Raw genomic sequence first — 22,024 nt, forward strand, 5'->3', positions numbered from 1 at the left:
GTCAACTGATTTTTTTGATGCAAACACCCGTAAAATTTAGCAATACCAGTCGGTCGCAATTTTTCGCCACCGCCCGCAAACGAGTTGATGCCTATTTCAAGGAAAACGGTATTTCGCCCAACGCCAACTTCGCCATGTGGTTTAAAACCATTTTCTTTCTGGGTGGCTACGGGCTTCTCTATGGCCTGATCATTTCCGACCTGTTCAATACCTGGACAATGCTGGGATTGGCCGTTTTGCTGGGCATATTTGCGGCTTTTATTGGCTTCAACGTATCGCACGATGCCATTCACGGCGCGTTTTCGTCCCGAAGCTGGCTCAATAAACTGCTCGGGAGTAGCTTCTACTTCATTGGGGCCAACCCGTACGTCTGGAAAATTTCGCACAATATCGTCCATCACACCTACACGAATATTTTCGGGCACGACGAGGATATCGACGTAGCACCGGGGCTGATCCGGCTGGAGGATGGCGAAGATTACCGGCCCTGGCAGCGCTATCAGCACCTGTACGCCCTGCCGCTGTATTCGCTGACCTCGCTCTCCTGGGTTTTTCGGAAAGATTTTGTGAAATTTTTCCAGAAAAAAATCGGTCAGCACGCCAACCCGCGCCATCCCCGGCACGAATACGTTACCTTATTTGCAACTAAAGCAGCATACTATTTCTGCTTTCTGGTGCTGCCGTACCTGGTGCTGAATCTGGCCTGGTGGCAGGTTTTGCTGGGTTTTGTGGTCATGCATCTGGTGGAAGGGGCGCTCATCGCCATCGTTTTTCAACTGGCACACCTGGTGGAAGGGACCTCATTTCCGGTTCCGGTCAACGGCATGAGTATTCAGGAAGCCTGGGCGGTTCATCAACTGCGCACCACCGCTAATTTTGCTCCCCGCAGTAAAACGGCAGCTTTTTTCTGTGGTGGCTTAAACCGCCAGATCGAACACCACCTGTTTCCGAAGGTTTGCCACATTCATTATCCGGCGATCACGGCCATTGTGCGGCAAACCGCTCAGGAATTTGAATTGCCGTACCTGGAAAACCGGTCGTTTCTTTCCGCCCTGCATTCGCATTACCGTATCCTGAAACGGCAGGGCCGCGCTGAACTGGCTGAAGCAGCTTGAACATGTAGACACGTACCCACAGACTAAAGTCTGTGGGTACGTGTAATAAAAACCGGGTTTATTCGTCTTTGCAGGTAGATAACCTAATCGCCCTGCCAATGAAATCCTGTCAGCTGCTTCCGATTTTTTTTCTCCTGTTTTTCCCGGCAATCTGTTTTGCGCAGCAGCCCGGTGGTTACCGCGTCATGGGCCACATTCAGGGCCTGCCCGATCAAACCAAGCTGTACCTGATCGACGGAGGAAAACGGAAAATCATTGACTCGGCGGTGGTTCGGCAGGAGCGGTTTGTCATGAACGGGCACATGGCCGAAACGGCGCATACCTACCTGTATGCCGGGAAGGGTAGCCTCAGCATGAAACTGGCGGATATTTTGCTGGACAACCGCTCCGTCAAGGTCGAAGGAACCAGACCGGTTTACGATAGCGTAACCATTCATGGCTCGGACATCGACCGGATTTGGAAGGAGTGGTGGAAAGAGGATCAACAGATTGGCTATCAGCGGTTTCGGATTAAGCAGGTCTTCGAGGCCCTGACGACAAAGAACGACACGGCCAACGCGAATCCCTTGAAAAAAATAATGGATGAAATGACTGCCGAACGGATCGATTTACTAAAATCCTACGTTCAGCAAAACCGCACTACCGCCGTTGGCGCTGCTCTGCCAACGCTTTGTACCTTAGGTAATTACCTGACAAAGGCGGATTATCTCGAAATGTATCAGACCTTAGCGCCAGCCTGGCAAAACTCCGGTTTCGGCCGGGAAATTCTGGATCAGGCCGGGAAGAAAGGAAACCCGCTTCCATCAGCTAAATAGCAACGTCAGCGCAATCATTACGAAGGTGAAAACCACCAGCCAGTCGGGACGGTCGGGCTGCGGTTTTTTTTGCGACGGTTTTCCGAACTGGTTGTAATAACTGGCAAACCGGTTCGGCCTCGTCTGAATGTGGTTTTGGAATGGCAAAATCATGGTAATTTCAGGTTGTTTAACGACCCAAAATTGCCCGCCGATTCTTAAATCGGCCTGAATATCTGCTTAGAATTTACTTAGAGGGTCAATATTCGTACGTTACCGTTTGCTGGAGGACAGGACCGCCATCCGGTTTAAACGAAACCAGCATAAGCCCTTTTTTGCTGGTTTTCTGGTAGTCCTGCTGTTGAGTCGAGGTCTTGTACGGAATGGGAGTTGTTTCAAAACCCAGCATCTTTTTTTTCAGCGAGCCTTGTCCAAACGTAAGCGGACGGAAACTGGCTTCTGTCAATGCCGTATCCAGTTCGGAAACCGTAAAAACTGAGTCCTTACTGGATATACCCTGAATTTCAATCAGTAGCAGCCCCGTAGCGCTGGTCGGTTTGTCGTCCTCATCCACCAGCGCAACTGAAACCACCAGGCCATCGACTCCTTCTTTTCGTACTTCGACTTCCTTCAATAATTTGGGCGGATGGTCATTTTTGCAGCCCGCCATGAGCAGCACGGCCAATACAAAACCAAGGGTTTTCATAGATCGGTAGGAAATAGTCCAATCTCATAACCCGCCGGACTGAAAATGGTTATTGGTTTACGATTTATCGTTTTCGGTTTACGGTGGTTGATGCATTCCTATTTCGTTATTCGATATTTTAAGAATGAACGCGTCCGCCAACCGTAAACCAAAAACCGTAAACCTATTTCCCCCAAGCGCTCAGCGGTTTCACTTTTTCCCTGGCGGTTTTGGCGGCTTTTTCGGGGATGAGCAAAACCGTCAGGGCGGTTTTGGAATTGGCGGGGACTTTTATTTCGAAGCCCACCCGAATCGTGCCGGGGTTGGGCGCATCGTAAGTATGGGGGGGGGCGGTGGACCAGGTTTTTAGCTCAACGTTGGCCGGTTCCCGTACTTCCAGAATCAACTTTTTACCGTCTTTGGTCAGTTCCGCCCGGTTCTTGCCTACCAGTTTGACGTCGGCCGGAGTCAGCATCGTCCAGCGAACGGCGGTTTCGGCGGGGGCGGTTTCCAGCTCATCCCGAACCACGACGTAGGCTTTGTTGACCAGCGCCACACCCCGCACGGCTTTCAATACCGATTGATTGTAAATGGACGTCAGATCTGTAACGGCATTCATGAACGCGGGATTTTTCGATGAAGAGATAATCAGGGCATCTCCGGCGACTTGCTGCATTTTGTCGTTGATTGTCAATGTATTGTGGGTGTAATTGTTGTAGCGAAACACCTGCCACCGTTGCGAATCCTGCTTCTTGTTCCACAAATCGACGCCCTTGGATTCCAGCGATTCGTAGTCCTGCATCCCAAAATCCATCGCCCACCGAACGCCATCCGCATCCATCACGAACGATCCGGCGTCCATGTGGGCGTGGTTCATCGAGGGACTTCCGCCCTTGACGCCCAGAAAAATAGCCGCCGGATCGGTCCAGGAAGAGCGCATCAGGGCCACCGGCGTTTTTCCGGCCCCCACCCACATCAATTCCTTCGGTTCTTTCATGGACGAGATACCAACGCCGGCACTCCACAGCATCACCGATGGCAGCAGCCGGTCTTTGACAAACCGGTTGGCACCGTCGTTCAGCAAATGGTTGCGTTCAACCCACAGCAACGACGGATCTTTCAGTTTGTTGGAAAACCAGAACATGGCCGATTCCAATCCTCCAGCCAGACCTGAATCCGAATAATTGAACGCATTGCCCGTTGGACCGGTCATGTTTTCCAGATACGCTGCGGTTTTCAGAAAACCGGATTGAGCCGCCAAGCCGTAATCGCTGCCGAATGCTTTTTCCAACGCACTGATCAGCATCACGTTGAAGCTCGTGCCGTAGCCCCAGTAGCTGTAGCCTTCGGGATAAGCACCGTCCGGTTTGTAATCGTTCATCGGTAAAACGACCGAGCTGATGGCCCGATTAATGATATTTCTGGCCAGTTGGGGTTGATCTTCGAAAATGGCGAGCGCCCCGTAGGCCATCCCGGCGTTACAAACCTGATTCCAGTTATTGCTGACATTCAGCCAGTTATTGTACTTGGAATCAAGGGATGGTTCAATGCCATTTTTGAGAATAGCGGTTTTAATGATTTGCCGCGATTGCTCGGATAAACCGTAATACAGCCAGTCGTAACCGATCGCTACGGCCATGGTCATTTCGCCGACGTCCAGAAAGTGCGACGGATTCCAGTCGCTGAAACCGGAAATGGCAATCAGTTCCTTTTCGGCCCGGCGGAGGTAATTTTCCTGCTGGGTCATCCGCCAGGCGTAGGACAGAAAGAAAATCCGGCGCAACCCTTCCCGGGATTTACCGAGCAATCGTCGCCCGATCTGAATCCGCTCGATGGGCGGCTCACCCAGCAGTGCGTCGCATTCGGCCAGGATGATTCCGTGCATTTTCTCCCACGTTTTATCCGACTCAACGGTCCGTTTGATGGCGGCTTCTTCGCCTTTGAGCAGCAGAATGCGCGGGTGATTGGGCAGGGAAACCTGGGTGCCGAGGTGATCCGTCTGCGCCGTTGCCGAAGCAGAAGTGAGCAACAGGACGGCCAGTAACTTCAGGACGGATTTCATAATAAGTAGAATTGGGAGGGAGTTTCGTTTTTAGTAGCATAAACCGGTTTCAGCGGCTGGTCTACCCGTTTCGCCGGACCGGTTTTTAAAAGAAATTTTTGCGAAGTTGGTAGTTTTTTAACGTTTATACCTTTATGTAAAAGGTACATAATAACAAATCTAAAACCCCGGCGTCTACCGTCCGAAACCTTCAATTAAATGGATCTTCTTAACATCAATCGACGTCGATTTCTGCAAGGCGCCACGGCGTCGCTCGCTCTTTCCACGCTGGGAGCTTACGGAATGGATATGCCCTACCAGGGAAAAACCTGGCGGGTGGCGCTGATCGGTACCGGCTGGTACGGAAAAAGCGATTTATTCCGTCTGATTCAGGTAGCTCCCGTCGAAGTGATAGCCCTCTGCGACGTGGATAAAAACCAGCTGGACGCGGCCGCCAAGCTCGTTAGTCAGCGGCAAAAATCCGGCAAAACGCCCAAGCTTTACGGCGATTACCGGAAGTTGCTGGCTGAAAATCAGTTAGATATCGTGCTGATCGGGACGCCCGACCACTGGCACGCACTTCAGGCGATTGACGCCGTTAAAGCGGGAGCGAACGTTTATGTGCAGAAACCGATCAGCGTCGATGTCATGGAAGGCGAAGCCATGGTGGCTGCAGCCCGGAAATACAATAAAGTGGTGCAGGTCGGGACGCAGCGCAAAAGTACGCCCCACCTGATCGAAGCCAAGAAAAACATTGTGGACGCCGGTTTGCTGGGGAAAGTGTCGCACGTCGAAATGTGCTGCTACATTCACATGCGGGCCAATGGTAATCCGCCGACGCAGCCCGTTCCGGCTTTTCTGGATTATGAAATGTGGACCGGACCGGCACCGCTGCGACCGTACGATGGCTTGCCCCACATCCGCTGGTGGCGGACCTTTAAAGAATATGGCAACGGGATTATGGGCGACATGTGTATCCACATGTTCGACACCGTTCGCTGGATGCTGAAGCTCGGCTGGCCGACCAAAATCAGCTCGGAAGGCGGTATTTACGTCCAGAAGGAAGGCAAATCCAATATTTCCGATACGCAATCGGCGGTTTTTGAATACCCTGAACTGAACTGCGTGTGGCAGCATCGCACCTGGGGCTCGCCCAACAACCCGGCTTATCCGTGGTCATTTACGCTGTACGGAGACAAAGGAACGCTGTGGGCCAGCACCATGCAATACGACTTTATTCCGCAGGCCAAAGACGGCGAGAAAATCCATAAGGATGTCGTTTACGAAAAAGAAAAATACCCGGAAGACAACACCGAGGAACGTATTGAGCTGAATGCGGCCCCGGCAACCCGGCTGCACATGCTCGACTTCCTGGCCGCCATCGAGAAGAAGAGCCGCCCGGTGGCCGATATTGAGGAAGGTCATATTTCAACCGCGAGTTGCTTGCTGGCTAACCTTTCGATGGACCTCAAGCGCCCCATGGTTTATGATCCGCAGAAACGGGAGGTCGTTGGCGACAAGGAAGCAACTGCCATGCTGGCCCGGAAATACCGGAGTCCCTGGGTTCACCCTGATCCGAAGAAAGTATAGATGGATCGACGTACATTTGTCCGCTTCGGAACGGTCTCGCTATGCAGTTTACCCACGTTGACAACGGCATCGCTCGCCCGTTCCTTTGCGATTGCACCCCCAGTCAAACCCGCCTGGCTGCTTGAAATTATCAAAGTCAACGATCAGCATATCGATCAAATCAGGGCTTACCGCATCAAAGAAGCCGCCAGCCCGGCTTTCGGGGGCGTGAAAGACGGAGAGGACATTCCGAATGCCCAGTCGACCGCCGATTATGTCCGGCGGTGCTGTTGCGCTATTTCCTGCCCGGAATCAACGTTTTACCGCTCAAAGGAATTGCTGGCCGAAACCGGTCAGGCGATTCAATACCTGCTGAAAATTCAGCATTCGGACGGTACGATCGATTTGCCCTCTACCAATTTTCATTCAACGCCCGATACCGGTTTCATTGTCAAGCGATTAACGACCGGTTATTCGTTGCTGAACCGTTCCGGTGCACCCGGTATGGAGACGGTTTTGCCGTCTTTGAAGACGTTTCTGCAACGAGCGGGCGAAGCCCTGACGGTTGGCGGAATCCACACTCCGAACCACCGCTGGGTGGTGTCGGCGGCCCTGACCAAGCTGAACGTGCTCTGGCCCGACGATCGCTATGTCAAACGGATCGAACAGTGGCTGGGCGAACACATCGACATGGATGAGGACGGCCAGTACAACGAGCGCAGCACGCTGATTTACTCGCCCCTGACCGACCGCCTGCTGATCACGATTGCGAAGGGGATGAACAAGCCGGAGTTGTTCGACTATGTGCGGAGAAATCTGGCGATGACGCTCTACTACATTCATCCGAACGGCGAGGTGGTTTCGGACGCTTCGGGACGGCAGGACAAAGCGCTGGTCGGCACGCTGGAAGGCTATTACTACCCGGCCCGGTTTATGGCTTTGCGGGATAAAAACGGCGAACTGGCCGCGTTAGCCCGTCAAATCGAGAAAACCGTGCTGATGAAAGGCGTTCATTTTCTGGACTATTTTCTGGATGATCCGGCGTTCTGGAGCGAATTGCCCCCGGACAAACCACTACCGACTCATTACGTAAAACCGTTCCCGTTTTCGGGGCTGGTCCGGATTCGGCGGGGAAATTGGGACAGCACGATATTGAAAACCAATCCGGTTTTTCTCACGTTTTCGAAAGGCGAAGCGGTTTTACAAGGAGTGCGGGTGTCGGCTTCCTTTTTCGGGAAAGGCCAGTTTCAGACTGAAAATATTGAAAAACAGGGGGATAGCTGGGTGCTGACCCAATCCCTGAAAGGGCCTTATTACCAGCCCGTTGCCAAAAACGAGATTGATCCGGCGGGCAACTGGGAGAAAATGCCCCACGCCAAACGGAAACAAACGAACGTGCAGGATTACGAAGCGAAAGTGACGATCCGCGAAACCAGCAATGGGATGGAGGCTCAGATTCAGATTACCGGTACCGAAAATGTTCCGGTTTCCGTGGAACTGATTTTTCGGCAGGGCGGTACGCTGGCGGGCGTTACCAAACATCCGACCCGTGCCAATGCCCATTTGTTGAGTGGCCAATCCGGGACGTATACAGTTGGAAAAGACACTATTACGTTTGGGCCGGGCAAGGCTCTGCACAAAGGTGTCGTGTTGCGGGGAGCTTTGCCGCCGATGGATGCGCTAACCGTTTACCTGACCGGTTTTACCCCTTTTGAACACACGATCCGGCTTTCGTAGTAGCTGACACTCTATTGTCAGTGATCCTGCGCGCGGCAAGTTGAAACCTATAAACCTTGACGAATAAACCTGTAAGGTCATTTGAAAACCTTACAGGTTTATTTATTTGAAAGGAGTTTTGGTAGAATCCTGCCTGACAATATTACGGCAATTCCTCCAGCGTAATGTCTTTGTAGTGAACTTCCGCCTTTCCACCGCCGTGGATCTGCAATCCAATCAGCCCTTCCTGCGGGATCGTTTGATCCGGTTCCGTATAATCCACGGTTTGTTTTCCGTTCAGATAAAGGCGGATGCGCCGGTTTTCGGCCCGGATTTCGTAGTCATTCCAGTCGTTTGGTTTAAGTATTTTCTTGACCAGAGCCGAGTCCGGCGCGATCAGGGTTTTGTTCCGGCGCGATTCGTCGTACAGGCTGGCCCAATATCCTTTGCCCAGATCAGCCTGATAACCAGTCATTTCGTAAGCCGGATTGGTAAGTCGTTTGCTGCGAAACTGAACACCCGTGTTAATGAAACCTTCGGTGCCCAGCAGTTTGAATTTCACGCGCATGATGAAGTTGGCGTAGGAGCGGGTGGTACACAGAAAGTCATTGTGCGGCACGGTTTCGGTCAGCGAACCACCCACCAGCGCCCCATCGCGGATTCGCCAGGTTTTGATCGTGTCGCCCTCCCAGCCCCGGAACGTTTTTCCGTCGAAAAGCCGGGCGGTTTTTTGGGGCGAATGGGTGATAAAACCCGCCAGAATGGCTCCGCCTATAAGTGTGGAAAGAAGTGAAAATTTCATGGGATCTGGGATGGTTTGTAAAATAGCGTTTAGGATCTGCTCAGTGCGGGCATTGGTTCTCGCCCATTTCCTCTTTGGATGGGGTTGACGATGGAACACCACCGGCGGGAATATCGGCCCTGGCAACCCAGGCGATGGCATTCAGGACCAGTTTTCGCAAATTGTCGTCGGCCCAGACCCGGTGGAAGTGGCCACCGGTAATACCGAAACCGCGCCCTCCGTCGGCTCGTTCGCGGCACCAGGCGGTGTGCTGCGGTTTTCCCGCTGCCAATTCAGCCCGAACATCCTTGTTACCCTCGTGTGGACCGTCGGCCCGATCCAGCGTCGATGCGGGCGGAACCGTGGTCAGCAGGGGCGTCACCCCGTCCATATGGTTTCGAAACCGCATGTGGTAATACCACTCATCGTTGATCGTAAACGGTTTTACCCCGGTGGTAATGGCGTGATCCGGCAGCGTTTTATACTCCGCCGTCCAAACCGGATTCACCGACCAGAACGTTTCGAAGTAACCGCCCAGCCAATTCAGAAAATAGTTGCCCGCCGGGCCTTTCGGAACTTCGACGGCGTAATGAATACAGACCAGGCCCACGCCTTTTTTCATGAGTGCATCGACCGGTTTCAGGTGCTGGTTGATCAGGTGTCCTTCGCCACCATCGCCGTAGATGACGACGGCATCGGCCTTGTCAAAAGCGGCCGGACTAGCGGGCCAGCCGTCGGTAAACACCTCCGTTTCGATGGATGGAATGCTTTCGTGCAACCGTTTCGCCAGTAAAATACAACCGGCTTTGTGCTCGTGCTGTCCGGCGCCATGACTGCAACTTCCGGCAATAAAAACCACCCGTTTGGGGGCATTAACCAGGGAGTTTTTCTGAGTAACGGGACGTTTCGGTGCCGACAATGGTTCGTCATCCGGACGAAAAGCCGGTAAAAAACTGCTCAGACTTAGCAGCAAACCAACCAGGGACAGGGAAAGCAGGGTGCGCATCGCAAATTTCTTTTCGGGTCAGTGGGAAAAGTATTTTGCGGGGTATAACTACTGAAAGGTCGTCCGGATTGGCACAGATTTAGTGGGATAGCGGGTATGCGTTAAAATACCGAATACAAACTTTCTGCGGAACTGGTCTGGTATTTGCACCGTGATCGGTACTCTGTCTACTACCGATATTCTTCTGATAATATACATCTCTACCAATTTTGCATTTCACGAATGAAAAAGTCGGTATTGGTTGTTGAAGATCATTCTTCACAACGTAAAATGATGGTTGACGCTTTGCAGCGTGCGGGCTACATCATTTATCAGGCCGCTGATGTTCAACAAGCAATTAGCCTGCTCAACCAACACAAACCGGATGTGGTGGTAGCCGACATGCATTTGCCCAGTGGAGATGGTACGGAAGTAATCCGGGAAGCGCGGAAAGTGGCCGGTGCACCGATTGCCATTGTCGCCGTTTCAATCGATCTGGCGATCCTGAATCAGAATACGATTTCAGTTAACCAGGCCGATGCGTATTTGTCTAAACCTTTCCACCCCCGCGAGCTTTTAAAGCTGGTTGAGGAACTGGTGGGAGTGTCGCTGTGATTTTCGTAAAACCCATATGAATCAGCTGGTTACCTACTTCGGGAGCGACCACCCAGTACTTAAGATCGTCGTTGGTAACAATCCACAATTTGTCTTCTTCAAAACCATTCAGCAGAATCCAGGCTTCGGCCTGAACCGGGTTATCGAAAATAACCAGCGGAATATCAATAGCAGTTGGTAAGGCTTGCAATACTGCAAACCAGGTATGTTCGTTCATAAAGGGCGGGACAGAAATGACGATTCAATAAGGGATGCGAATGCACCTTAATCAGTGCATTGGCACACTTTTAATAAGACCTCCCAGGGATGCCCATCCCAGCAAAAAAGCAACAACTACAACAACCAGCGCAGTGACCAGTCGACGTATTTTGTGAAGCGGTTTTTGCGAATTCTGGAAAGCAGAATAGACATAATAGCCTGCGATCAATCCATAAAGGAATATTGAAACCCCGATAAAGTAGACTGCATGCATGTGACTTTCGATCCTGTTGAGTGAGCTTTTTAAGTTAATTAATTAGTATAGGCGGTGATTTACCATGTATGCATCAAAATACATGCCATTTTGGCCAATTTGACCGAAATTAGTTAAAGTATGCGTAATTTTACTTAGCGAAAAATTCTCTGTTTGTCTACTTAATACCACTTAAATTTTTACCATTTTTGGAATTAAAAACCCTGAATCCATGAATGTTCGTCGCCTTTTTGTTCTGCTTGCTTTCAGTGCACAGACGGTTTTTGCTCAGTGGCAGCCAGGACCGTGGCCGACCCTGAAGCACTATGATAAAAACCACCTGTACCACATCGCTCTGCCGCTGGGCGGCATCGGCACCGGGACGGTTTCGCTGGGCGGTCGGGGTGAGTTGCGCGACTGGGAAATCATGAACAAACCGGCCAAAGGTTTCAGCACGGTGACGGTCGGCAACAACGCCCCGTTCTTTGCCATCCACGTTCAGCCCGCCAGCGGCAAGTCTCAGACCAAAGCCCTGATCGGTCCGCTCGATCCCGCCGAATATCTGCATTACGAAGGTCGGCCCGTGAATCAGCACGGTTTTCCGCGCTTTTCGGAAGCGTCTTTCGATGCGGCTTATCCCTTTGGTCAGGTGAATTTGTCGGACAATAAAATGCCGGTCAGTGTAAAGATTAAAGGCTTCAATCCGTTCCTTCCGGGCAACGCCGACGCGAGCGGTATCCCGATTGCCGTACTGGCCTATGAAGTGACCAATACGGGAAAAGAGCCTCTGACGGTTTCAGTTTGTGGTTCGATGCGCAATTTTATTGGCAAAGACGGTAGTCAGTACCGAAAAGACTGGAAAGGTGACATTGTTCCAACCGGCGCTAAAAAGAATACGAATGTGTACAAAACCGCTGCTGGCGTTCAGGGAATTTACATGTTTTCAGACAGTGTAAACCGGCGGGACCCCGCCTGGGGAACCATCGCACTGACGACCAACAGCCCGTCGGGCGTCAGTTACCGCACTTCGTCGCGATCGAACGACTGGGAAAATGCGATGCTCGATTTCTGGGACGATTTCAGCGAAGACGGCAGCCTGACGGAAAAAGCGAAACTGGTGGACGATGACCCGCTGGCGTCGCTGGCCGTTCAGAAAGCCATCGCACCGGGACAAACCCAGACGTATACCTTTTTTATTACCTGGAACTTCCCAAACCGGCTGGCCTGGTCGTCGTTCTCGGCCCAACCGGAACAGAACACGATCGGCAATTATTATTCGACTCAGTACGCCGACGCCTGGGACGTTATTACGAAAACCTTACCGCAACTGCCGGTTCTGGAGCAGAAAACCGCGCAGTTTGTGAATGCGTTCGTGACCAGCTCGTACCCGGAAGTGATCAGGGAAGCAGCTCTTTTTAATCTGGCAACTCTGCGTTCGCAAACGGTTTTTCGGATTCCGAGTGGGCAAATGATGGGCTGGGAAGGCGTTTTCGATGAGTTTGGTTCGTGCTTTGGATCGTGTACGCACGTCTGGAATTACGAGCAGGCGACGGCCTTTCTATTCTCGGATCTGTCGCAGTCGATGCGGGACATCGAATTTAATTACGCCACCAATGACATTGGAAAAATGAGTTTCCGGGTGATGTTACCGTTGTCGAAAGCGCAGGACTGGAAAAATGCGGCTGCCGACGGGCAAATGGGTACGGTTTTGAAATTTTACCGCGACTGGCAGCTGTCCGGTAATTCGGAGTTTTTACGGAAAAACTGGGAGCAGGTGAAGAAAGTGATGAGTTACGCCTGGATTCAGGGCGGCTGGGACGGCAATCAGGACGGCGTAATGGAAGGTCGTCAGCACAATACGATGGACGTCGATTATTTTGGTCCGAATCCGCAAATGGGGTTCTGGTATCTGGGCGCACTGAAAGCCACCGCCGAAATGGCCACAGCGATGAAAGACAAAGTACTGGCTAAAAAATGCGACGATTTATTCCGGAAAGGCAGGGCCTGGATGGATCAGAATCTGTTCAACGGCGAATATTACGAACACAAAATTACCGACCCGAAAACGTTTGCCTTTCTGGATTGGGAAGGAAAACCGGAGGTGAACATTCCGGATTACCAGTTGGGAAAAGGCTGTCTGGTGGACCAACTGGTTGGGCAGATGATGGCCCATATGGTCGGATTGGGTTATCTGGCAAAACCGGAGAATATTCAAACGGCGCTGCAAAGTGTGATGAAATACAATTACTTAGAAAATTTTTCCGATCATTTTACCAACATGCGGTCGTATGTCATGGGTGACGAATCCGGTCTGCTGATGGCGAGCTGGCCCAAAGGCCGGTTGAAAGTACCGTTTCCGTATTTCGCCGAATCCATGACCGGTTTTGAATACACGGCTGCCGTGGGCATGATCTACGAAGGACAAACGGAAAACGCATTGAAATGCATGAAAAGCATCCGCGACCGTTTTGATGGGCGGAAGCGCAACCCGTTTAATGAGCCGGAATGCGGCCATCATTACGCCCGTTCGATGACGAGCTGGAATGCGGTTTTGGCCTGGAGCGGTTTTCAGTATTCCGGCGTCACCGAGTCGATGACCATGACGGCGAGGCCCGGTACGTATTTCTGGTCGAACGGGTCGGCCTGGGGAACCTGTACGATATCGGCGGACGGAGCGGCAAACCGGGTGTCCTTACAAGTGCTGGATGGAAAAATTCGTGTCCGGCAATTCCAACTGGCGAACGCCGGAAAACATTCGTTTAAGCAAAGTCAGGAATTGACGGCGGGCAAAACGCTCGACTTTCTGGTGAAACGGTTGTGATTTTATTCAAAACTGGCTTCGATTGGCCGCTGTCAGGGTCGCTGACCGCTGACAGGACCTCCGAAACCGCTGTCAGCGGTCAACGACCCTGACAGCGGTTTGCGAGATTCCCAACCGCAATCGTTTATTTTTCATTGTTCATTATTCATTTAACCCCTAACTTGCCGCCCAACGTTACCGTAATTCGAAGAACTCTTGATTATTGAAACTCGCGCCTATGCCCGCGCCGGGCTTTTAGGCAATCCATCTGACGGTTTTTTTGGTAAAACGATCTCCATTTCGGTTCGGAACTTCGGCGCTACCGTGTCGTTGTATGAGTCGCCGGAGCTGAACATCGAACCTCAGGAACAGGACACCAACTCATTTCGGAGCATTTACCACCTGCGTGATGCCGTGGCTTCGCTGGGCTACCACGGCGGGGTGCCGCTCATTAAAGCGGCTCTCAAGCGGTTTTGTGAATATTGCGACCAGCGGGATATCCGGCTTCCGAACAAGAATTTCACTATTCGGTACAGCACCTCCATCCCGCGTCAGGTGGGGTTGTCCGGTTCCAGCGCCATCATTGTGGCCACTTTTCGGGCGCTGATGCGATTCTATCAGGTCGAAATTCCGCTGCCTGAGCTGCCAACGCTGGTTTTGAAAACCGAATCGGAGGAACTGGGCATCACGGCCGGCCTTCAGGATCGGGTGATTCAATGCTACGAAGGTTGCGTTTACATGAATTTCGATCGGGAATTTCTGGAAAAAAACGGTCACGGACAGTACAAACCCATCGAGCCGCATCTGCTGCCCAAATTGTATATCGCCTACAAAACTTCGCTCGGGAAACAGTCGGGCCGAATTCACAACGACGTTCGCTCGCGTTGGGACAAAGGCGAGGAACTGGTTGTCAAGACCTTGCAGGACATTGCCGACGTAGCCCGCCGGGGTCACGAAGCGATTTTGAACAGCGACACCGAGCAGCTTCACGAGCTAGTCAACGAAAATTTCGACCTGCGCCGACGCATTTACAACATCAGTGAAAGTAACCTGGAAATGATTTCGGCGGCCCGTCGCATCGGCGCGTCGGCTTCGTTCGCCGGTTCGGGCGGGGCCATCGTCGGAATTTACAAAGACGACGACATGCTCAACCGCCTGTTCGTCCAGATGAAACACCTGAATGCCCGAGTTATCAAGCCATACGTAGTTTAAATTTATTGCGTGAATGAGTGATTGTGCGATTGAGTGAAAACCGGTTCCTGGTCAATAACTTCGTTCGTCGTTTCGCTCAATCACTCAATCGCAACTCACTCAATATGATTAAGAAAGCTGTTATTCCTGCTGCCGGTTTGGGAACCCGGTTTTTACCGGCGACCAAAGCGCAACCGAAAGAAATGCTGCCCATTATCGATACGCCCACGATTCAGTATGTGGTGCAGGAAGCTGTCGATTCGGGCATTGAAGATATTCTGATCATTACCGGGAAGGGCAAACGCTCCATCGAGGACCATTTCGACCGGAATTACGAACTGGAAACCCGGCTGGAAGAAAAAGAAGACGAAGCACTGCTGCTCGAAATGCGTCGGTTGTCGGACATGGCCGACATTCATTTTGTTCGCCAGAAGGAACTGAACGGCTTGGGGGATGCGATTTATTACGCCCGTCACCACGTTGGAAACGAGCCGTTTGCGGTTTTGCTGGGCGATACGATCATGGATTCGGTAATTCCGGTCACGCAGCAATTGATCGATACCTACGACCAGTACCGCGGAACGGTCATTGCCGTGGAGGAAGTACCCGCCGACAAAGTGAACCGCTACGGCATTGTGGGTGGTACGCCCCTGAGCGACAGCATTATGGAGTTGAACACCCTGATCGAAAAACCATCCATCAAAGCTGCCCCGTCGAATCTGGCCATTGCCGGTCGCTACGTTCTGACGCCCGATATTTTTGCCGCCATTGAGCAGACGCCGAAAGGGAAAAACAACGAAATTCAGCTCACGGACGCGATGCTGCTGCTACTCAAGCGGGAAAATTTGTATTCGCACCGCATCGAAGGAAAGCGTCACGATATCGGCAATAAGCTGGATTTTTTGAAAACGACGGTTGAGTTTGCCTTGAAACGCAAGGAGTTTTCAGCTCCTTTTCTGGCGTTTTTGAAAGAAATCGTAGCCGCTCATTCCTAACCGTTGGTACCTTAATTAAAGACCAGCGCGAGTTGCTTTTCGAGTTCGGCACCGTGGAGTCCTTTGCGGATGATAAAGCCTTCTTTGTCGATCAGCAGATTCATCGGAATCGAGTTGTTCCCGTATTGGGTGCCGACCACATTCTTGCTGCCCACCCGATCGGAAAGTTGGGTCCAGGGCAAATTGGCTTTCTGAAGCGCTTTCTTCCAGGCCTTGCGATCTTCGTCAACCGACACACTGATGATCGTGAGGCCTTTGTCTTTGTATCGTTTGTAGAGCGATTTAAGCTGGGTATGCTCCCGCACGCAATGATCGCACCAACTGGCCCAGAAATCGATGAGGACCACGCTGCCTTTTTTGGCGAGCAAATCGACCGGTTTTGCCTGTCTGTCGGTTAAAACCAGATTGGGAGCGTATTGGCGCAGTGAAGCCATCTGGTCAAAAACCTGTTCGCGGATATGTTTGCCGACCGAGTGGTTCTGAAGCGAATAGTCAAGTCGGTTGTAGAGACTTTTGGCCCGTTCCTTCGGAATGTCAGGGAGGATTTCCAGTAGCGTAAAAAGACTGACGAGTGATTTGGGGTTGAAACTGATAAAGGTTGATTTAATATCCAGGATGCCGTTGTGCAAATCCTGGTACTTCTTGTGCAGAACGAACGACTTGTCTTTATCTCCATATTGCACCGCATGCATCATCAAAGGTTCGAGATTTTTCTGCGATTTCAGGTACATTTCAATGGATTTATGCAGAACCAGTTCATCGCGAAAGGAAGAACTGCCCAGAATGGAGGCCCGCTCCAGCGAGTCGGCGTCACCAACGATGCTGACGGGCGTATCGTCGAGAATAAAGAATTTAAACTGAGTACGGGTTTGCCCTTTGATGCCGATGGCGAAATAATTCGGTTCCCCGATGATCCCTTCCATCGCGAAGCGACCCTCCCGGGCTACGCAGGAGTCGATTCGTCTTACCTGTAAATTCGGCGAATTCAGCTCCGAGTGAGGGATCAGATAAACCGTCTGGTTGTTCAGATTTTTTAGGTAACCCGTGATCGAATAGCGGGCTACCGGTTTCTGACTCAATACCTTACCGGCCAGCAGAAGCGCGAAAACGAGCACGATCCGGTTCATAGCTTTTCCGTTTAAAACCAGTTGATAATTTCAACAAAATCTTCCGAAAGTACAAACTATTTTCCTAGTTAATTTTCTGAATCGGTATTTTCCGGTTTCAGCTAGTTTCGGATAATGAGCGCTTGATACGACTGATCCACTCAGGAATCGCGAACTACCGATTGAACGGGTATTCGTTGATCCAATGAAAGCCCCGGTTGACCAGCAGAAACCGCTCGGGATTTTGCCTTTTCAGCCGGGCATAAATCGAATCTTTCCGAAACAATCCCTTCATAATGAGGGTATTCGTGTCGGGCCGTTGGTACGCCAGGCGGTATTTGTGTGCCGTATCGAACCGGGCGTACACTACGGCGTTCAATTTTACCGTGTCCGGTTCGAAGACGTAACGACGCAGCGAATCGGTCATCAGGCGGACTGTTAAGCTGGGGTAATTCCGATACCCCGCAACAATCACCTGCCGCCAGCGGGTCGTGTCGGTGAGGATGGGCGCCAGCGTATCGCCGTTAAGGGCAAAGGATTCGACTTCATAAAGTCCATACAGGGGCGGTTTTGGGGCCAGATCGCCATATTGTTTCATTGTTGAAAATCCATCGAAAATATGGGAATACAGCGCCAGTCCAATAATAACGGTTTTGATAGCCAGTCGACCAATCCGCCAGCGACGTGTAGTCCGGAAAGGAGTGAGGTCAAGGGCGGGTGCCGGGCGATTTAGCAAAAGGACGTTGATCAGTCGTTTGCCTTCGGCGGTCAGGACGAAAAGGGTCATTAACAGCAGATTCGACGAATAAAGTTTCACCGGTACATCAAAACAGAAGTTGATGGCAACGATGTTTCCAATGGTGGCAATCAGAATGATGGCTCCCAAAGCCGTTGTCCGGCGGAACAGCAGGAGTCCACCGCCGATGATTTCGCCCAAACCGGTGAACCAGTTGTACGCTGTTGAGTAGCCCATAAAGGTCCAGGCCAGTCCCATTGGCGACGATTGGCCGTACGGCTGCATGAGTCGGGTCAGATTGGGAAACGGGAATTGGGTCTTGAAGATTTTCGCAAAACCGTAGGTAAACATGGTGAAAGCCAGGTAATACCGCAGGAACACAACCAGCCAGTAAAGCAGCGTATTGTAATTCGCCCGATTGCGATCCAGCACCGACCAGATGACCGACGCCACCAATGCCAATACGACGAAGCAAAGCAACTGAACGTAATTGAAAGTGGTATCGCCACTGCCATTCGGAAAAACCGTTATTTCGTAAGGTAACTGCAAAACCGCCCGACCTACCCACGGTACCAGCGTGTTCCAGGCATCGGAATAATATTCAAAAAGAGTGTTTGAGCCCGGAAGATGCCCAAATGGGAAGGGGAAAACATAAAGGATAAAATAAACAAAGAAAAACCGGAAGCCTGCTTTTTGCGCAGCGTTCCACTGAAGGGGATAGATAAGCGGTTGGTTCATAACGTGATGTAACGGTGGTAAGGCGGTTACAAAATACGACCAACGACTCAGGAAGCAAACCGGTTGCCGATAATTATGACGTAAACCGTTCCGAACCGCTGATTACCTGACCAACCCGCCAGACTTCCTCGAAGGTGTTGTATAAGGGCGTGGGGGCCAGCCGGATGCAGTCTGGCTCGCGCCAGTCGCCGATGATGCCTTTTTCGGTTAAATCAGAGAACACGGTTTTTCCGTTTCGTTCGATCAGAATGGACAACTGACATCCCCGCTCCGCCGGATTCGCGGGCGTGATGATCGTGAGTGGAAGACCCGATTGCTGCAGTGTCCATTCCAGAAAACCGGTCAGCAATTCACTTTTCCGGCGCAGCGCATCCATTCCGGCTTCTGCCGTAATGGCTAAAGCCGCTTCGTGAACCGCCATCGCCAAAACCGACGGGGTGCTCAATTGCCAGCCGTCGGCACCCGGCATGGGCACAAAGCCTTTGGTCATTTCAAATCGCCGGGCTTCGTCGTAGCCCCACCAGCCCGCCAACCGGGGACGGTTTTCGGCGTGGTGTTTTTCATGAATGAACAGCCCGGAAACGCCACCCGGACCAGAATTAAGGTATTTGTAGGAACACCAGAACGCAAAATCGACCTCCCAGTCGTGGAGTTTCAGCGGAATATTACCAACCGCGTGCGCCAGATCAAAGCCAACGGGAATGCCCACTTCGCGGGCTTTACGGGCAATGGCGGCCATATCGAAAACCTGACCGGTGTAATAATGCAAACCACTCATCAGCACCAGCGCCAGCGAATCACGGTGCTGCTCGATGGCGGCCAGAATATCGTCCGTGCGCCAGGTAGGCTCATGGGGCCGGGGAAAAACTTCCAGCAGGGTTTCGTCGGGGTTCAGGCCCCGGGTGCGGATGTGACTTTCGAGCGCGTATTGATCCGACGGAAAATCCCCGCCGATGGTCAGAATCCGGCTGCGGTTTTGAGTGGGCTGATAAAAGGAAGTAAGCAACAGGTGCAGATTGACCGTCAGATTGTTCATCGGGCACACTTCCGACGGATGGGCGCCCACAATTTGCGCGAGCGGTTTTTTGCAGCGTTGGTGAATCGAAAGCCAGGGCTTTTCGCCTTCAAACCAACCTTCTACACCTTGTTGCTGCCAGACCTCCAGTTCCTGATCCAGCGCCTGACGCGCGGTTTTGGGCTGCAAACCAAGCGAGTTTCCACAGAAATAAATGAGCGGTTTTCCGCCACGTTCAGGAATATAAAACCGCTCGCGAAAGGAGCGAAGCGGGTCCGCGCGGTCAAGCTGTTGGGCAAATTCCAGCGAATTTTCCATGAACGAGTTAAGAGTTATGAGTTAAGAATTGACTTCTGCCTGTCACCTTCTTCACAATGGTGTTCTTGTTTGAACTCATAACTCATAATTCATAACTCATTTATGCCCCAGTCCGCTTTTTTTGCAACAGGAGGGGAGCTTGGCGTACCCTTTCTCGTCAGCCATAACTTCGTCGGCGTCGTAACCGGTTTTTGAAATATTGGCTTTGATTTTGTTAACGTCGGTTTTTTTAGGATTGTAGCGGACCGTAATGACTTTGTCTTTCAGATCCAGATTCGATTCCTTGATGCCTTTCTCAAAAGCCAGGTTGCGCTCAATGCGCTCCTTGCACATTTCGCAGATGGCCGAGGTTTTGATTTTTACCTCTTTTTCTTTGTCATCACCGGCTTTTGCGGTTGCGCCCCAGGCCAGAAACAACAAAGTGATCAGTCCAAACAGGTGCTTTTTCATGGATATAATGAGTTTGGTCGAAAGAATGGTCAGGTTAATGGTGATTCATGGGCTTCTGCGGCATCATCATCGGGATCAGCGAAGGCGTAATCCGCAGGTAAATCTGCCCTGATAACGGTATTTTTCCGTAAATCGGTTCCAATGCCCTGTCGGGAAAAGAACCGGTCAACTGCGCACCCAGCACCAAATCCGTACGGGCCAGTTGCAGAAGTCGGTAATTCATGCCCAGTGTCAGGCTGTTAATCGTAACCAGTTTCGTTTCTTTGGTCGGATAATCAAAAAAGTATTCCCGCAACCCCAATTCGTCAACTGATTTGGTGATATTCTCATAACGCCCGTACAAGGCCGTTCGTGCCAATTGCAGACTGCTTTCGGCCAGATACGCATTTTCGTTGACGCCCTCGTGCGAATTCATTCCCCAGACCAGAGCCGACGAAACGTATCGATCAGGGCGGCCCAGCGGTTTGCTGTGCAGGAGCGACGCCGTTGTGCGGGTTACATTATGCTCCGGTTCGGCCGCTTCCGGGCTTTTGATAAATCCCTGCGAAAACTGCAACGCCAGGGCTGGCGAGGGATTCACCGAAAACCGGTACGAATAACTGTCAAACCGTGGCCGGTCGAACCCATAGCGGTTTTCGTTCGGTTCGCGTCCCGTAAAACTGGACACTTCCAATTTAGCAATTTTATACCGAAAACCCGCCGTCGCCACTCCAAATGTAATGTGCGTCGCGTCGGTCCAGTGATGACCCAGGGGCGAATCGGGGTTGTTAAACGACGAAAGCCGGTGCATAAAAGCCGGAGGGCCCAGCGCCGGTTCGCCCGGATAGCCGACGTACCCAAACACGTCCGAATTGGGAGAAAGAGCGTACGAATAACCAACCGACAATTCCGAAAATAAATCATGCTGGTGCTGGCGGTCGATGAGCCGCTGGCCTTTGTAGGTTTCGCCCGACTGAAAAAGCAACGGATAACCGTTGTTACCGACCGTCAGCGGATCGAGCGACAACATGGCTTTAAAGGCCAGCAAACCCCGTTGCCCGACCTGCCGCTGCGCCATTCCCATGACGTAATTAGGCGCGTCGAATTGCGTATTGCTACCTCGTTTGCCGGAATTGTTGAAATTCTGATTGGTATGCCGGATAAAAATACTGTAGTGCAGCATCGTCATCCACTTGTTACCACTCCCGTTGGGGTGGAACATGTACATATACATCGGCGACTGGTCGGGGTGCCAGGCCGTTCCGGAGGCATTCCGATTCATCGGCAGGTTGCGCGAATACAGGTGCGACATCATCGACATGCCCTGTTGCATCTGCATCATATTGTGCATAGCGTGACCCATCGCGGCATGATCCATGCTGTCCTGCCGCATCATCCGCCGGGCTGGCGGCATTCGGGCTTTCCGGCTGGTGTCAACCGGAAAACCTTCGGCCCAGGCCGAGCCCTCGGTAATGCATAACAGAACAATTAAAATTTTTACGGTTGTATTCATTTCTTTACGGTTCAAACCGGTCTTACGCGCTTGCCGAAAGGTGGCGACAATCGTCGGCACAACGGCGGCAGGCTTCGGCGCAGGCCCGGCAATGTTCATGATCGTGTTTACTGCATTCGTTTGCACAGGCATCGCATACATCGGCGCAAAGCACCATAAATTGACGCATAAATTCAGAATCGCGGGCGGTGAGGCTACCGCACATTTTACAGAAATCGGCGCAATCGCGGCAAAGCCGGATGCAATCGCGCATCATCATCACGTGGTCTTCCCGTAGACAGGCCGTAGCGCAGTGTTCACAGGCCGCAGCGCAATCAAAACAAATTTGTACATGCTGCTGGTGGTTTTGCATCGTTTCCATACCGTATCGACTTAAAAGGTGAAAAATTGATTTACATTCGCTTGCGTTACGGTGGATAGTGCAAAAGTAC

At 51.7% G+C, this 22,024-nt stretch carries 20 protein-coding genes; 9 read left to right on the top strand and 11 right to left on the bottom strand.

From position 1 onward, the window contains the following. The first annotated feature begins 17 nt into the window (after positions 1 to 17). The gene (locus GJJ30_RS27220; protein ID WP_154178303.1) at positions 18 to 1,115 is read left to right on the top strand and encodes a fatty acid desaturase family protein; all 1,098 of its coding nucleotides are present in this window, start codon (positions 18 to 20) and stop codon (positions 1,113 to 1,115) included. 98 nt (positions 1,116 to 1,213) lie between these two features. Then, a complete protein-coding gene (locus tag GJJ30_RS27225) occupies positions 1,214 to 1,930 on the top strand; it encodes a DUF4369 domain-containing protein (protein WP_154178304.1) in 717 nt (238 codons plus the stop codon). On the opposite strand, the gene GJJ30_RS27230 is transcribed toward GJJ30_RS27225, so the two are convergent. The 3 genes from GJJ30_RS27230 to GJJ30_RS27240 form a co-directional block, all read right to left on the bottom strand. Then, on the bottom strand, positions 1,919 to 2,083 hold the full coding sequence (locus GJJ30_RS27230) for a hypothetical protein (RefSeq protein ID WP_154178305.1): 165 nt from the start codon (positions 2,081 to 2,083) through the stop codon (positions 1,919 to 1,921). The genes GJJ30_RS27225 and GJJ30_RS27230 overlap by 12 nt on opposite strands. An 85-nt stretch (positions 2,084 to 2,168) precedes the next feature. Continuing rightward, positions 2,169 to 2,615: a hypothetical protein gene (locus GJJ30_RS27235; RefSeq protein WP_154178306.1), complete on the bottom strand. Its 447-nt coding sequence runs from the start codon at positions 2,613 to 2,615 to the stop codon at positions 2,169 to 2,171. Positions 2,616 to 2,778: 163 nt separating this feature from the next. Further along, positions 2,779 to 4,656: a heparinase II/III domain-containing protein gene (locus GJJ30_RS27240; RefSeq protein WP_154178307.1), complete on the bottom strand. Its 1,878-nt coding sequence runs from the start codon at positions 4,654 to 4,656 to the stop codon at positions 2,779 to 2,781. Between the two features lie 198 nt (positions 4,657 to 4,854). Here GJJ30_RS27240 and GJJ30_RS27245 point away from each other — a divergent pair, with 198 nt between their 5' ends. Then, on the top strand, positions 4,855 to 6,225 hold the full coding sequence (locus GJJ30_RS27245) for a Gfo/Idh/MocA family protein (RefSeq protein ID WP_154178308.1): 1,371 nt from the start codon (positions 4,855 to 4,857) through the stop codon (positions 6,223 to 6,225). After that, positions 6,226 to 7,941 carry a hypothetical protein gene (locus tag GJJ30_RS27250; protein WP_154178309.1) on the top strand — a complete coding sequence of 572 codons (1,716 nt, stop codon included), beginning with the start codon at positions 6,226 to 6,228 and terminating at the stop codon, positions 7,939 to 7,941. 142 nt (positions 7,942 to 8,083) lie between these two features. Here the strand turns inward: GJJ30_RS27250 and GJJ30_RS27255 are convergent, their stop codons facing one another. Then, positions 8,084 to 8,722, bottom strand: coding sequence for a 3-keto-disaccharide hydrolase (locus GJJ30_RS27255; protein ID WP_154178310.1), 639 nt, complete (start codon positions 8,720 to 8,722; stop codon positions 8,084 to 8,086). A gap of 40 nt (positions 8,723 to 8,762) precedes the next feature. Continuing rightward, positions 8,763 to 9,707, bottom strand: a complete 945-nt coding sequence (locus GJJ30_RS27260; protein WP_154178311.1) for a ThuA domain-containing protein — start codon at positions 9,705 to 9,707, stop codon at positions 8,763 to 8,765. A gap of 222 nt (positions 9,708 to 9,929) precedes the next feature. Between GJJ30_RS27260 and GJJ30_RS27265 the strand changes: the two genes are divergently transcribed. The 5 genes from GJJ30_RS27265 to galU all read left to right on the top strand — a co-directional run bounded on the left by GJJ30_RS27265 (position 9,930) and on the right by galU (position 15,738). Next, positions 9,930 to 10,301, top strand: coding sequence for a response regulator (locus GJJ30_RS27265; protein WP_154178312.1), 372 nt, complete (start codon positions 9,930 to 9,932; stop codon positions 10,299 to 10,301). Between the two features lie 16 nt (positions 10,302 to 10,317). Beyond that, complete coding sequence (locus GJJ30_RS27270) at positions 10,318 to 10,482, top strand: hypothetical protein (RefSeq protein ID WP_154178313.1); 165 nt, start codon at positions 10,318 to 10,320, stop codon at positions 10,480 to 10,482. Positions 10,483 to 10,984: 502 nt separating this feature from the next. Beyond that, a complete protein-coding gene (locus GJJ30_RS27275; RefSeq protein WP_154178314.1) occupies positions 10,985 to 13,573 on the top strand; it encodes a GH116 family glycosyl-hydrolase in 2,589 nt (862 codons plus the stop codon). A 195-nt stretch (positions 13,574 to 13,768) separates the two neighbouring features. After that, entirely contained in the window at positions 13,769 to 14,764 is a 996-nt protein-coding gene (locus tag GJJ30_RS27280; protein ID WP_154178315.1) for a mevalonate kinase family protein, read from the top strand. Positions 14,765 to 14,868: 104 nt separating this feature from the next. Beyond that, entirely contained in the window at positions 14,869 to 15,738 is an 870-nt protein-coding gene (gene galU, locus GJJ30_RS27285; RefSeq protein WP_154178316.1) for a UTP--glucose-1-phosphate uridylyltransferase GalU, read from the top strand. Between the two features lie 11 nt (positions 15,739 to 15,749). On the opposite strand, the gene GJJ30_RS27290 is transcribed toward galU, so the two are convergent. The 6 genes from GJJ30_RS27290 to GJJ30_RS27315 form a co-directional block, all read right to left on the bottom strand. After that, positions 15,750 to 16,865 (bottom strand): TlpA disulfide reductase family protein, encoded by a 1,116-nt coding sequence (locus tag GJJ30_RS27290; protein WP_154178317.1) that lies wholly within the window; start codon positions 16,863 to 16,865, stop codon positions 15,750 to 15,752. A gap of 154 nt (positions 16,866 to 17,019) precedes the next feature. Next, positions 17,020 to 18,318 (bottom strand): hypothetical protein, encoded by a 1,299-nt coding sequence (locus tag GJJ30_RS27295; protein ID WP_154178318.1) that lies wholly within the window; start codon positions 18,316 to 18,318, stop codon positions 17,020 to 17,022. A gap of 73 nt (positions 18,319 to 18,391) precedes the next feature. Further along, complete coding sequence (gene kynU / locus GJJ30_RS27300) at positions 18,392 to 19,651, bottom strand: kynureninase (protein WP_154178319.1); 1,260 nt, start codon at positions 19,649 to 19,651, stop codon at positions 18,392 to 18,394. 96 nt (positions 19,652 to 19,747) lie between these two features. Next, positions 19,748 to 20,101: a heavy-metal-associated domain-containing protein gene (locus tag GJJ30_RS27305; protein WP_154178320.1), complete on the bottom strand. Its 354-nt coding sequence runs from the start codon at positions 20,099 to 20,101 to the stop codon at positions 19,748 to 19,750. 34 nt (positions 20,102 to 20,135) lie between these two features. Beyond that, a complete protein-coding gene (locus GJJ30_RS27310) occupies positions 20,136 to 21,593 on the bottom strand; it encodes a hypothetical protein (RefSeq protein WP_154178321.1) in 1,458 nt (485 codons plus the stop codon). Between the two features lie 22 nt (positions 21,594 to 21,615). After that, positions 21,616 to 21,954, bottom strand: a complete 339-nt coding sequence (locus GJJ30_RS27315) for a four-helix bundle copper-binding protein (RefSeq protein ID WP_205880622.1) — start codon at positions 21,952 to 21,954, stop codon at positions 21,616 to 21,618. Positions 21,955 to 22,024: the final 70 nt, after the last annotated feature.

The sequence above is a fragment of the Larkinella terrae genome (assembly GCF_009668025.1).
Lineage (GTDB): Bacteria > Bacteroidota > Bacteroidia > Cytophagales > Spirosomataceae > Larkinella > Larkinella terrae.